Below are 12,270 nucleotides of genomic sequence, written 5' to 3'. Positions count from 1 at the left end.
GGCTCAGACGGTAGACGGCGGCAGTGGCAGCGGCAGGCCGGGCAGTCCGTCCAGGCTGGTCGCGATGTGCTCCTTCCTGGTGAAGTACGCGTCCAGACAGGCGTCGTCCTCGCGGGAGAACCGCTTCGCGTGCAGATCGCGGTCCGCCTCGTACGCCATGTGGGGGACGGCGTACCCGCAGGAGTCCCGGACGAGTTCGGCGTGGACGACGATGACCGCGCGCCGTCCGTGCAGGCCCGGGTCGATGGCCTCGAGGACCGTCGGGCACCTGAGGGAGAACGGGCGGATCACGCTGATGCGGTGCGCCTTCCAGGGCCCGCCGAACATCGTGCGCGTGCACGGCCGTGGCGAGCCCGTCTTCCGTGACGACCCGCCCTTCCCGAGCCTGCTCACCCGCTTCCCGGAGGTAATTGACGGATCCGGCGGGTCCGGACGATGTGCCGTGGCCGCCCCCGAACCCGCGCGTCCCGGGGGCGGCCACGGCTGTCCGTCACCTCACTCGGTGAGGGCGCAGGCGGCCAGCGAGTCCAGACCCGTCGGCTTGGCCGAGGCGCGGCCGATGGAGATGGCGATGCGGTCGATGGTCGACGCACGCTTGTCCTTCAGCGGACCGAGGATCGCGTTGTCGACGAAGTTCGGACCGCCCTGGCCGACCGTGTCCTTCAGCCGCCTGTCGGCCTCCTGGATCTGGGTCTGGAGGAGGGCGAGGTCGCGGTCGGCCTCTGCCTTCGCGGAGGCGGGGACGGCGGGCAGCTTCGAGGTGACGTCCGGGCAGGTGATCGTCCCGGGGCTCGCCGGCGTGCGGGCGCCGGTCGCGTCGTCGCTGTCGGCCGGGGTGCCGGCGAGGGCGGAGCCGGCGATCACCGCGCCGGACAGCACCACGGCGGCGGCACCGCCGACGACCGCAACGCGACGCTGGTCGTACTTCGGAAGAGCCCTGGACATGCGGATGCCTCACTTGGGTCAGGGGGTCTGGTCGACCCCCGGCAAGGGTTGGGCAACGCGGCGCCTGCGTTCGGGGAGGAGTACGGGAAAGCGGTTTCCCGCGTCCAGACTCGTCGCGGATTTCCTGCCCGCCCAGTGCTGATTGACGAATCATGCAGAACCCTGCATACTCATGCATGTCAGCGAATGCACTGTGAGGAGAAACCCGTGACCGAGCGCGTCGTACTCGCCTACTCAGGCGGTCTGGACACCTCCGTCGCCATCGGCTGGATCGCCGAGGAGACGGGCGCCGAGGTCATCGCCGTTGCGGTCGACGTCGGCCAGGGCGGCGAGGACCTGGACGTCATCCGCAAGCGCGCCCTCGCGTGCGGCGCCGTCGAGGCCGAGGTCGCGGACGCCAAGGACGAGTTCGCCGATGAGTACTGCCTCCCGGCGATCAAGGCCAACGCCCTCTACATGGACCGCTACCCGCTGGTCTCCGCCCTGTCCCGGCCGACGATCGTCAAGCACCTCGTGGCCGCCGCCAAGAAGCACGGCGCCACCACGGTCGCCCACGGCTGCACCGGCAAGGGCAACGACCAGGTCCGCTTCGAGGCCGGCATCGTCGCCCTCGCCCCCGACCTCAAGTGCATCGCCCCGGTCCGCGACTACGCGATGACCCGGGACAAGGCGATCGCCTTCTGCGAGGAGAAGCAGCTCCCGATCGCCACCACCAAGAAGTCCCCGTACTCCATCGACCAGAACGTCTTCGGGCGCGCGGTCGAGACGGGCTTCCTGGAGGACATCTGGAACGCCCCGATCGAGGACATCTACGAGTACACCTCCAACCCGGCCGTCGCCCGCGAGGCCGACGAGGTGGTCATCTCCTTCAAGGAGGGCGTGCCGGTCGCCATCGACGGCAAGCCCGTCACCGTCCTGCAGGCCATCCAGCAGCTCAACGAGCGCGCCGGCGCCCAGGGCATCGGCCGGATCGACATGGTCGAGGACCGCCTGGTCGGCATCAAGTCCCGCGAGGTCTACGAGGCTCCCGGCGCGATCGCCCTGATCACCGCCCACCAGGAGCTGGAGAACGTCACCGTCGAGCGCGAACTGGCCCGCTACAAGCGGCAGGTCGAGCAGCGCTGGGGCGAACTGGTCTACGACGGCCAGTGGTTCTCCCCGCTCAAGCGCGCCCTGGACGGCTTCATCAACGAGGCCAACCAGCACGTCACCGGCGACATCCGGATGACCCTGCACGGCGGTCGCGCCGTCGTCACCGGCCGGCGCTCGACGGAGTCCCTGTACGACTTCAACCTCGCCACCTACGACACGGGCGACACCTTCGACCAGTCGGCGGCCAAGGGCTTCATCGACATCTACAGCCTGTCGTCGAAGATCGCGGCCAAGCGCGACCTGGCGTGACCGCGACCGGTCGCACGCGCGGGTCCACCTCGCACGCATCAGCCTGACAGCCGCCTCCCCGCCTGGAAGGGTGGGGAGGCGGTGGCACATCAAGAGCCTGTACATCGACAGCTTCGAGGAGCAACGCAAGTGAGCAGCAACAGCGGGGACGTACGGCTCTGGGGCGGCCGTTTCGCCGACGGTCCGGCCGAGGCCCTGGCGAAGCTGTCCGCGTCCGTCCACTTCGACTGGCGGCTCGCGCCCTACGACATCGCCGGCTCGCGTGCCCACGCGCGTGTCCTGCACAAGGCGGGCCTGCTCACCGACGACGAGCTGACGCGCATGCTCGGCGGACTCGACCAGCTGGAGGCCGACGTGGCCGCCGGCACCTTCGTCGGCACGATCGCCGACGAGGACGTGCACACCGCCCTGGAGCGCGGCCTGCTGGAGCGCCTCGGCCCCGACCTCGGCGGCAAGCTCCGCGCCGGCCGGTCCCGCAACGACCAGGTCGCCACCCTGTTCCGGATGTACCTGCGCGACCACGCCCGGATCATCGGTGGTCTGGTCGCCGACCTCCAGGACGCCCTGATCGGCCTGGCCGAGGCCCACCCGGACGTGGCGATGCCCGGCCGCACCCACCTCCAGCACGCCCAGCCGGTGCTCTTCGCCCACCACGTGCTCGCCCACGTCCAGTCCCTGTCCCGGGACGCCGAGCGGCTGCGCCAGTGGGACGAGCGGACGGCCGTGTCGCCGTACGGCTCCGGCGCCCTCGCCGGCTCCTCCCTGGGCCTGGACCCGGAGGCGGTCGCCGAGGACCTCGGCTTCGAGCACGGCAGCGTCGGCAACTCCATCGACGGCACGGCCTCCCGGGACTTCGTCGCCGAGTTCGCGTTCATCACGGCGATGATCGGCGTGAACCTCTCCCGGATCGCCGAGGAGATCATCATCTGGAACACGAAGGAGTTCTCCTTCGTGACCCTGCACGACGCGTTCTCCACGGGCTCGTCGATCATGCCGCAGAAGAAGAACCCGGACATCGCCGAGCTGGCCCGGGGCAAGAGCGGGCGTCTCATCGGCAACCTCACCGGCCTGCTCGCCACCCTCAAGGCCCTGCCCCTGGCCTACAACCGCGACCTCCAGGAGGACAAGGAGCCGGTCTTCGACTCCTGTGACCAGCTGGAGGTGCTGCTCCCCGCCTTCACCGGCATGATCGCCACCCTCACCGTCAACCGCGAGCGCATGGAGGAACTGGCCCCGGCCGGCTTCTCGCTCGCCACCGACATCGCCGAGTGGCTGGTCAAGCAGGGCGTGCCGTTCCGCGTGGCGCACGAGGTCGCGGGGGAGTGCGTCAAGGTCGCCGAGGCCGAGGGCAAGGAGCTGGACGACCTCACGGACGAGCAGTTCGCGAAGATCTCCGCCCACCTCACGCCCGAGGTCCGCTCGGTCCTCAACGTCCCCGGCGCCCTCGCCTCCCGCAACGGGCGGGGCGGTACGGCCCCCAGCGCGGTGGCCGTCCAGTTGACCGAGGTCAAGGCGGACGTGGCGGCCCAGCACGCGTGGGCGGACGCCAAGAAGGCCTAGCTCCCCCGCCACTCCTCGAAGGGCCCGGACCCGTGTCCGGGCCCTTCGTGCTGTCCGGGTTCCTCCTGCTGCCCGGGGCTGCTCGCTCACGGACTCGATAACAGACGGGTTTCAGCCACTGGCCGAAACCTTGACGTCCCGCTACCCGGAAGTAACCATTCCGGTAATCCGCGTTCGGCAATGCCGAACAACGGACGATCTGAGCCGCCGGCACCAGCACGAAAGGGACGTCATGCGCGCACCCCGTACCCGACGCACCGGTCGAACCGCCCGCCTCCTCGCCGCCGCCGCGGCGGCGGCGCTGTGCGCGCTCGGCACGACGGCCCCCGCCTCCGCCGCCGACACACCGCCGCCCGGCGCCAACGACTGGTCCTGCAAGCCGGACGCGGCCCATCCGCAGCCGGTCGTCCTGGTGAACGGCACGTTCAAGACGTCGTACGAGAACTGGCTGACCCTCTCGCCCGAGCTCGTCCGCGCCGGCTACTGCGTCTTCTCCTTCGAGTACGGCGGCCTGGAGACGGCCCCGATCCCGGACGCGGCGGCCCAGCTGCGCGACTTCGTGAACGCCGTGCTCGGTGCGACCGGCGCCAGGAAAGTCGACATCGTCGGGCACAGCCAGGGCGGCATGATGCCCCGCTACTACGTGAAGTTCCTCGGCGGTGCCACCAAGGTGGACGACCTCGTCGGGATCGTGCCCTCCAACCACGGCACCTCCAACCCGCTCGCGCTCGCCGCCGGTGCCACCGTCTGCCCCTCGTGTGTCGACCAGACCGCCGGCTCGGACTTCCTCCAGCGGCTCAACTCCGACCCCGAGGCCCCGGTCGGCCCCGACTACACGGCCGTCGCCACCCGGTACGACGAGGTCGTCGTCCCGTACACCAGTGCCTTCCTCGACGGGCCGGACAGCTACGTCACCAACGTGCTGCTCCAGGACCGCTGCCCGCTCGACACCACCGAGCACGACCAGGCGCCCAAGTCGCCGCTGGTCGAGCAGTGGGTGCTGAACGCCCTCGGACGCAAGGGGCCGGCCGACCCCGCCTTCGTGCCGCGCTGCGTCGGCACGGGCTGAACCCCGGGCGGCTGGGTAGATTGGGGCAAGATCCTCCGCCGACAGGGAGCCTGCCATGCCGTTCAGCCGCCTGGCCACCGCGACCACCCCCACCGCCCACCTGGGACTCGGTCTCGCCGCCGTCGGCCGCCCGGGCTACATCAACCTCGACCGCGACACGGACCTCGGCGACGACCGCAGCGTGGAGGCGCTGCGCAGCCGTACCCACGAACTCCTCGACGCGGCCTACGCGCAGGGCGTCCGCTACTTCGACGTCGCCCGCTCCTACGGCCGCTCGGAGGAGTTCCTTGCCGACTGGCTGAACGCCCGCCCGGACATCGACGACGCGGTCGTCGGCAGCAAGTGGGGCTACACCTACACCGCCGGCTGGTCCACCGACGCCGAGCGGCACGAGGTCAAGGACCACAGCCTCGCCACCTACGAACGGCAGCGGGCCGAGACCGAAGCCCTGCTCGGCGACCGGCTCGACCTCTACCAGATCCACTCGGTGACCCCGGACAGCCCGGCCCTCACCGACAAGGACCTCCACGCCAGGCTGGCGGAGGCCGCCGCCGGGGGCCTCACCCTCGGCTTCTCCACCAGCGGCCCCGCCCAGGCCGACGCGATCCGCGCCGCCCTCGCCGTGACGGTCGACGGCGAGCCCCTCTTCCGTACCGTCCAGTCGACGTACAACGTCCTGGAGCGCTCCGCCGGCCCCGCGCTCGCCGAGGCGCACGACGCCGGGCTCACCGTGATCGTCAAGGAGGGCATGGCCAACGGCCGGCTGGCCGCACCGCACGCGCCGGAGGCGCTGCAGGAGGTGGCGGCCGCGACCGGCCTCGGCTGTGACGCGGTCGCCCTCGCCTGGATCCTGCGTGAGCCCTGGGTCGGGGTCGTCCTCTCCGGTGCCGCGACCGTCCCCCAGCTCGTCTCCAACCTCCACGCCCCCGCCGTCGACCTGGACGCGGACCAGATGACCCGCCTCGCCACACTCGCGGAGGACCCGCGCGCCTACTGGGAGCACCGCGGACAGCTGCCCTGGCACTGACGCGTCACCCCGTCCGATCAGCGGATATGAGTCACGCATGCCTTCGGTGAGACATCAGTGTCTCATCTGGGCTATCCTTGTCTCATGGCCCTCGACCGTGACCACGTGCTGCGCAGCGCAGCCGCCCTGCTGACCCGCAAATCCACCGCGACCATGGACGACGTCGCCAAGGCCGCCGGGATCAGCCGGGCCACCCTGCACCGGCACTTCGCCGGCCGGGACGCGCTCGTCCGGGCGCTGGAGCAGCTCGGCATCGCGGAGTGCGAGGGGGCGCTGGACCGCGCCCGGCCGGAGGAGGGGTCCGCCGCCGAGGCCGTACGCCGGCTGGTGCGCGAGATCCAGCCGGCCGCCGGACTGCTCGCGTTCCTCTACGGCGAGAACCAGCTGTGGGAGGGCGACCGGCAGAACGAGGGCTGGCAGCGCCTGGACACCCGGATCGGCGCCCTGTTCCAGCGCGGACAGCGCGGCGGCGAATTCCGTATCGACCTCAGTCCCGTCTGGCTCACCGAGGCCCTGTACGGCCTGATCGCCTCGTGCGCGTGGGCCACCCTGGACGGCCGCGTGGCCTCCCGGGACTTCCCGACCATGATCGCCGAGTTGTTGCTCGGCGGTGCTCTGCGAAGAGAGGAACCATGACCAGCACCCTGCAGCCGGCACAGGCGACCGAGGCGGTGAAGCGCCCGGGCCGCTGGCTCGCGCTGTCCGTCCTCGTCCTGGCCGTGCTGCTGGTGGCCGTCGACGCCACCGTCCTCGGCCTGGCGACCCCCTACATCAGCGAAGACCTCCACCCCTCCGGCACCCAGCTGCTGTGGATCGGCGACGTCTACTCCTTCGTCATCGCCGGTCTGCTCGTCTCCATGGGCAGCCTCGGCGACCGCATCGGCCGCAAGCGGATCCTGCTGGTCGGCGCCACGGCGTTCGGCGCGCTGTCCGTGCTGGGCGCCTACGCGACCACACCCGAACTGATGATCCTGGCCCGGGCGCTGCTCGGCGTCGCCGGCGCGACCCTGATGCCGGCCACCCTGGCCCTGATCCGCAACATCTTCCACGACGCGCGCGAGCGCAGCCTCGCCGTCGGCATCTGGGGCGCCACCGCCTCCGCCGGTACGGCCGTCGGCCCGATCGCCGGCGGATTCCTCCTGGAGCACTTCTGGTGGGGTTCGGTCTTCCTGATCAACCTGCCGGTGATGGCCGTCCTGGTCCTGGTCGGCATCCGCACCCTGCCCGAGTCCCGCAACCCCCGTCCGGGACCGTGGGACCTGCGCAGCGTCCTGCTGTCGCTGGTCGGCATGATCGCCCTGGTCTACGCCGTCAAGGAGGCCGCCACCCGCGGCGTCACCGGGACGAGCCTGGGCACCGGTCTGCTGGGCGCGGCGGCCTTGTACGGCTTCGTCCGCCGCCAGCTCACCATGCCGGTCCCGCTGCTGGACATGCGACTGTTCCGGCGCCGCGGCTTCAGCGGAGCGGTCCTCGCCGACCTGCTGACCGTCCTCGGCATGTCCGGCCTGGTGTTCTTCCTCTCCCAGTACCTGCAACTCGTTCAGGGCAGGCACCCGTTCGAGGCGGGACTGGCCGAACTGCCCGCGGCGGTGGGCGCGGTCGCGGCCGGCCTGGTCGCGGGGCGTGCCGCCCGGCGCTTCTCGGTCCGTACGGTGGTCTCGGGCGGCCTGGCCGCGGTCGGCGTCGCCCTGGCCGCGCTGACGACGCTCGGCCAGTCCACCGGCTACCCGGTCCTCGGCGCCGCCCTGCTGGTCGTGGGCGTCGGCGCGGGCTTCTCCTTCACGGTCACCGCCGACGTCATCCTCTCCAGCGTGCCCAAGGACCAGGCGGGCGCGGCCTCGGCGGTTTCCGAGACGGCGTACGAACTGGGCGCCGCCCTGGGCATCGCCCTGCTCGGCTCCATCGTGACCGGCGTCTACCGCGGCTTCACGGGCCCGGCCGGCACCCCGGCCGGCGCCCACGAGTCCCTGGGCGCGGCGGTGGAGACCGCGGCGGACCTGCCCGCGCACCAGGCGGAGGCGCTCCTCGCCGCGGCCCGCGACTCCTTCGTCCACGGCCTCCACCTGGCCTCGGGGGCGGGCTCGGCGGTCCTCCTGGCGGCAGCGGCGGTGGCCTGGCTCCTCCTGAAGGAACAGAGACTGGAAAGCGCGGGCTGAGCCGGTTCCGTCCGGGGCGCGGGGCGGTGCCGACATGCGGCCACCGCCGCGCGGGCGCCGGACACCACCCGGCGCCCGCGCCCCGAACCTCAGCGCTTGTAACCCAGCACCGTCATCATCCCGCTCTCCGAGTGGTACTGGTTGTGGCAGTGCAGCATCCACAGCCCGGGATTGTCGGCGTCGAAGTCGATCACCAGTTTCCGGTGCGGCAGCACCAGCGCGGTGTCCTTGCGCGCGCCCACGGAGTCGATACCGGCCAGCGAGAACGTGTGCCCGTGCAGATGCATCGGATGCCACATGCCCGTGGCGTTGATGAGCGTCAGCCGCACCCGCTCACCCGCGCGGACCGCGTGCCGCTGCTGCGCGGAGTAGGGCTTGTGGTCGAACCCCCAGTCGAACTTCTCCATGGTGCCGGTGATCCGGATGCGCATCTCGCGGTCGGGGTGACGGTCCGCCAGGGCCACGGAGTCGTCGGGCAGGAGACGGTGCGCGGGGACGGTCCTGCCGTCGAGTTCGTGCGGGTGTACGTCGGCCGGGGGCAGCTTCCTGCCCGCCTTGGCGGTGCTCAGCACGGCGAGGGCCCCGCCCTTCTTGCCCTCGGCCAGGGCGACCAGGGGGAAGACCCCGTCCTTGGCGGTGACGAGCACGTCGTAGCGTTCCGCCATGCCGACGAGCAGGGCGTCGGTCTGCTTGTGCTTCACCGGGTAGCCGTCGGTGTGGGTGACGGTCATCGCGTGGTCGCCCAGCGCGACCCGGAAGGCGGTCTCGGAACCGGCGTTGATGATGCGCAGGCGCACCCGGTCGCCGGGACGGCAGCGGAACACCGACGGATTGCCGGGCAGCCGCCCGTTGACCAGGTAGTGCGGGTAGGCGACGCTGCCGCCCTCCCCGTGGAGCATGCGGCTGTAGGAGTGGTGCAGCACCCGGTCGGGGCCCGTGGACTTACGGTGCGGTGTCGGGTGCCCGGTCGCCTTCTTGCCGGGGTGCGCGCTGCCGTGGCCGGGACCCATGGCCATCTTCCCCATGTCCATGGCTCCGCCGGGCTTGAGCTGCTCCATGACGCCTTCGGGGGTGGAGCCCTCCACCCCGTCCAGCCAGTCGTCGATGACCACGACCCACTCCTTGTCGTAGGAGAGAGGCTCCTTGGGGTCGTCCACGACGAGCGGCGCGTACAGGGCCCGGTCGGGCTGCATCCCCACATGGGAGTGCAGCAGGTACGTTCCCGGGTGCTTGGCGACGAAGTGGTAGCGGAAGTCGTCTCCCGAGGCGATGGCCCGCTGGGTCAGGTCCGGCACGCCGTCCATGTCGCAGCGCAGCCGCACCCCGTGGGAGTGCAGCGTGGTGGTGGCGGGCAGCCGGTTGGCGAGCGTGAGGTCGAGTACGTCACCGGCCGTGACCCGCACCAGCGGGCCCGGTACCTCCTCGTTGTACGCCCAGGTGCGGACCGACCGTCCGCCCAGGTCCAGCTCCGCTGCGGCGGCGGTGAACCGGAAGGTGCGGACGTGGCCGGACCCCCGTTTCCGCTCGGCGGCCAGGACCTCCGGATCCGACGGGTTGACGTACCCCCGGGGCCCGGGTGGGACGAACTGTGCCCCGCCGTTCCCGTGTTGGGGGCCGGAACCGGGCTCGGACCCGGAACTGGTGCAGGCTGCCAGGAATCCCGCGCCGGCGGCGGCGATCGGGGTACGGAGCAGAGTACGCCGAGAAGGTTTGTACATGCCTGAATCAGACATGTTGTGTGGTGATACGGCCGCTTTCATACGGCCGAATGCCCGATGTGTCGGCGGCAGATTCCACCTGCAGGCGGACGGACGCGCCTACGGCGCCGGTCCGTCGGACGGCCCTAGGCGGCCTTCGCCTTGGTGGCGTACATGTCGACGTACTCCTGGCCCGACAGGCGCATGACCTCGGCCATGACGGAGTCCGTCACCGCGCGCAGCACGTAGCGGTCGCGGTCCATGCCCTCGTACCGCGAGAACTCCATCGGCTCGCCGAACCGCACGGTGACCCGGCCGGGCCGCGGGATGCCCCGGCCCCCCGGCTGCAGCTTGTCCGTGCCGATCATGGCGAACGGCACCACCGGCGCGCCGGTCATCAGGGTCAGGCGGGCGATACCGGTACGGCCCCGGTACAGGCGCCCGTCGGGCGACCGGGTGCCCTCGGGGTAGATCCCGAAGATCTTGCCCTCCTCCAGGATCCGCCGGCCCGTCATGAGCGCGGCCACGCCGCCGCTGGCCCCGTCGCGGTCCACCGGGATCATGCCGACGCCGGTGAAGAACCACGCCATCAGCCGGCCCTTGAGCCCCTTGCCGGTGACGTACTCGTCCTTGCCGATGAAGAACACCTGCCGCTTGGTGACCACCGGCAGCACGATGGAGTCGATGAACGTCAGGTGATTACCGGCCAGAATCACCGGCCCGTCCCCCGGGATGTTGTCCACGCCCTCCACCTGTGGGCGGAACATCAGGCGCATGATCGGTCCGAGCACTGCCTTGATGAGCGCGAAGCGGGACAACGGGTCCTCCGATGTCAAGGGGGGCGATATGAGTCTGTGCAGGTGAGGACATTACTCGCGGCGCCGGGCCGCGCGCACATCGGGGAGGCCCGGTTCACCGAGGTCTTACGAAGTGTTGACGCGGGTTTACCTGCGGTGGCGTCCGCAGGACGGCCCGTAACAGCCTTGCGGCGGTGTGACGGACATCGCGCGGACGGTGAGCCCGAGCCCGACGAACCGTCACCTTCCGCCGTTGGCAGGACACCCGACCGCACCCGGGTGTTCGAACGGGAGTCTCCCTTCGGCCATGTGTACGACCCTACGATCGGGCCGCACCGATGAACGAACGCGGCAGGAGGGCGCTCATGGACAGCGACCAGGCGAACGGGCGGACACAGGGAACGGGACGGCGGGCGCTGCTCGGCGCCGCGGTGCTCGGCGCGGGCGGAGCGGTCCTCGGACTGCCCGGGGCGGCCGGGGCCGCCGAGACCCGGACGGCCGGACCCGGCGGGCGCGGGCTGAAGAGCCTGCCGGTGCCGACGATCATCGGCCACCGGGGTGCCAGCGGCTACCGCCCCGAGCACACGTTCGGCTCGTACGACCTGGCCCTGGACCTCGGCGCCGACGTGGTCGAGGCGGGCGACCTGGTACCCACCAAGGACGGCCACCTGGTCTGCCGGCACGAGCCGGAGATCGGCGGCACGACGGACGTCGCCTCCCGTCCGGAGTTCGCCGGCCGGAAGACCACCAAGGTCGTGGACGGCGTCTCCACCACCGGCTGGTTCACCGAGGACTTCACGCTCGCCGAGCTGAAGACGCTGCGCGCCGTGGAGCGCATCCCGGCCAACCGGCCGCACAACACCCTCTACAACGGCCGCTGGGAGATCCCCACCTTCGAAGAGGTCCTCAGGTGGCAGGACGAGCAGACCCGCAAGCGCGGCCGGCAGGTCTGGATCTACCCGGAGACCAAGCACCCCACCTACTTCCGCAAGCTGGGCCTCGGTCTGGAGGAGCGGGTGGCGAAGCTGCTGCGCAAGTACGGCAAGGACGGCCGCAACTCCCCGGTCATCCTGCAGTCCTTCGAACCCACCAGCATCCAGCGGCTGAACCGGCTGGTCGACAACCCGCTCGTCGTCCTGCTCTCCTCGGCCGACAGCCGCCCGTACGACTTCGTCGAGGCGAAGGACCCGCGGACGGTCGCCGACCTCGTCACGCCCAAGGGGCTGCGCGAGATCGCCGGCTACGCCCAGGGCATCGGCCCCACCCTGGACCTGATCATCCCGAAGAAGGCGGACGGCACCCTCGCCGAGCCGACCACCCTGGTCGCCGACGCGCACAAGGTCGGCCTCGTGCTGCACCCGTACACGATGCGCAACGAGAACCCCTTCCTGCCCGCCGAGTACCGCAAGGGCGGGGCGGCCGACGCCTACGGTGACGTCTTCGGCGCCTTCAAGCGGTACTTCGCCACCGGTATCGACGGCGTCTTCACCGACAACGCCGACACCGGGCTGCTCGCCCGCGCCGACTTCCTGAAGGGCTGACGGCGTCAACCACCGCACCGCCCCGCACCCCGTTCGGGGTGACTGTGTGCCGCCCCGGCAACTCCCCGCCGGGGCGG

9 protein-coding genes and 3 pseudogenes are annotated in these 12,270 nt (G+C 71.2%); 8 read left to right on the top strand and 4 right to left on the bottom strand.

The window, feature by feature from the left end; all coding sequences use genetic code 11:
* Nucleotides 1–3: 3 nt before the first annotated feature.
* Nucleotides 4–246: pseudogene (locus S1361_RS08675) on the bottom strand (pyridoxamine 5'-phosphate oxidase family protein); the annotation flags it as partial.
* 4 nt (nucleotides 247–250) lie between these two features.
* Between S1361_RS08675 and S1361_RS39070 the strand changes: the two are divergent.
* Nucleotides 251–407: pseudogene (locus S1361_RS39070) on the top strand (pyridoxamine 5'-phosphate oxidase family protein); the annotation flags it as partial.
* Nucleotides 408–504: 97 nt separating this feature from the next.
* Here the strand turns inward: S1361_RS39070 and S1361_RS08670 are convergent.
* Nucleotides 505–945, bottom strand: a pseudogene (locus S1361_RS08670) (hypothetical protein); the annotation flags it as partial.
* Nucleotides 946–1,152: 207 nt separating this feature from the next.
* On the opposite strand from S1361_RS08670, the gene S1361_RS08665 reads away from it, so the two are divergent.
* The 6 genes from S1361_RS08665 to S1361_RS08640 all read left to right on the top strand — a co-directional run bounded on the left by S1361_RS08665 (nucleotide 1,153) and on the right by S1361_RS08640 (nucleotide 8,158).
* Nucleotides 1,153–2,346, top strand: a complete 1,194-nt coding sequence (locus S1361_RS08665) for an argininosuccinate synthase (protein ID WP_030981761.1) — start codon at nucleotides 1,153–1,155, stop codon at nucleotides 2,344–2,346.
* Nucleotides 2,347–2,475: 129 nt separating this feature from the next.
* Nucleotides 2,476–3,906 carry an argininosuccinate lyase gene (gene argH, locus S1361_RS08660; RefSeq protein ID WP_208031259.1) on the top strand — a complete coding sequence of 477 codons (1,431 nt, stop codon included), beginning with the start codon at nucleotides 2,476–2,478 and terminating at the stop codon, nucleotides 3,904–3,906.
* A 232-nt stretch (nucleotides 3,907–4,138) separates the two neighbouring features.
* The gene (locus tag S1361_RS08655) at nucleotides 4,139–4,975 is read left to right on the top strand and encodes an alpha/beta fold hydrolase (protein ID WP_208031258.1); all 837 of its coding nucleotides are present in this window, start codon (nucleotides 4,139–4,141) and stop codon (nucleotides 4,973–4,975) included.
* 55 nt (nucleotides 4,976–5,030) lie between these two features.
* Nucleotides 5,031–6,002: an aldo/keto reductase gene (locus tag S1361_RS08650; RefSeq protein WP_208031257.1), complete on the top strand. Its 972-nt coding sequence runs from the start codon at nucleotides 5,031–5,033 to the stop codon at nucleotides 6,000–6,002.
* Nucleotides 6,003–6,086: 84 nt separating this feature from the next.
* Nucleotides 6,087–6,638 (top strand): TetR/AcrR family transcriptional regulator, encoded by a 552-nt coding sequence (locus tag S1361_RS08645; protein WP_208031256.1) that lies wholly within the window; start codon nucleotides 6,087–6,089, stop codon nucleotides 6,636–6,638.
* Nucleotides 6,635–8,158 (top strand): MFS transporter, encoded by a 1,524-nt coding sequence (locus S1361_RS08640; protein WP_208031255.1) that lies wholly within the window; start codon nucleotides 6,635–6,637, stop codon nucleotides 8,156–8,158. The genes S1361_RS08645 and S1361_RS08640 overlap by 4 nt, the downstream gene beginning before the upstream one ends.
* 89 nt (nucleotides 8,159–8,247) lie before the next feature.
* Here S1361_RS08640 and S1361_RS08635 read toward each other — a convergent pair whose 3' ends face one another.
* Together S1361_RS08635 and S1361_RS08630 are read right to left on the bottom strand one after the other, a co-directional pair.
* Nucleotides 8,248–9,876, bottom strand: a complete 1,629-nt coding sequence (locus tag S1361_RS08635) for a multicopper oxidase family protein (protein ID WP_208031254.1) — start codon at nucleotides 9,874–9,876, stop codon at nucleotides 8,248–8,250.
* A 125-nt stretch (nucleotides 9,877–10,001) separates the two neighbouring features.
* A complete protein-coding gene (locus S1361_RS08630; RefSeq protein WP_208031253.1) occupies nucleotides 10,002–10,691 on the bottom strand; it encodes a lysophospholipid acyltransferase family protein in 690 nt (229 codons plus the stop codon).
* A gap of 326 nt (nucleotides 10,692–11,017) precedes the next feature.
* On the opposite strand from S1361_RS08630, the gene S1361_RS08625 reads away from it, so the two are divergent.
* On the top strand, nucleotides 11,018–12,193 hold the full coding sequence (locus tag S1361_RS08625; protein WP_208031252.1) for a glycerophosphodiester phosphodiesterase: 1,176 nt from the start codon (nucleotides 11,018–11,020) through the stop codon (nucleotides 12,191–12,193).
* The last annotated feature ends 77 nt before the right edge of the window (nucleotides 12,194–12,270 follow it).

This window comes from Streptomyces cyanogenus, assembly GCF_017526105.1.
Classification (GTDB): domain Bacteria; phylum Actinomycetota; class Actinomycetes; order Streptomycetales; family Streptomycetaceae; genus Streptomyces; species Streptomyces cyanogenus.
The sequence above is the reverse complement of the archived record's forward strand: the minus strand, read 5'-3'. Positions and strand labels throughout refer to the sequence as shown.

Excerpts from the sequence above, each read along its gene's own strand:
- S1361_RS08655 (WP_208031258.1), top strand. The coding sequence starts at position 4,139 with ATGCGCGCACCCCGTACCCGACGCACCGGTCGAACCGCCCGCCTCCTC.
- S1361_RS08650 (WP_208031257.1), top strand. The coding sequence starts at position 5,031 with ATGCCGTTCAGCCGCCTGGCCACCGCGACCACCCCCACCGCCCACCTG.
- S1361_RS08645 (WP_208031256.1), top strand. The coding sequence starts at position 6,087 with ATGGCCCTCGACCGTGACCACGTGCTGCGCAGCGCAGCCGCCCTGCTG.
- S1361_RS08640 (WP_208031255.1), top strand. The coding sequence starts at position 6,635 with ATGACCAGCACCCTGCAGCCGGCACAGGCGACCGAGGCGGTGAAGCGC.
- S1361_RS08635 (WP_208031254.1), bottom strand. The coding sequence starts at position 9,876 with ATGTACAAACCTTCTCGGCGTACTCTGCTCCGTACCCCGATCGCCGCC.
- S1361_RS08625 (WP_208031252.1), top strand. The coding sequence starts at position 11,018 with ATGGACAGCGACCAGGCGAACGGGCGGACACAGGGAACGGGACGGCGG.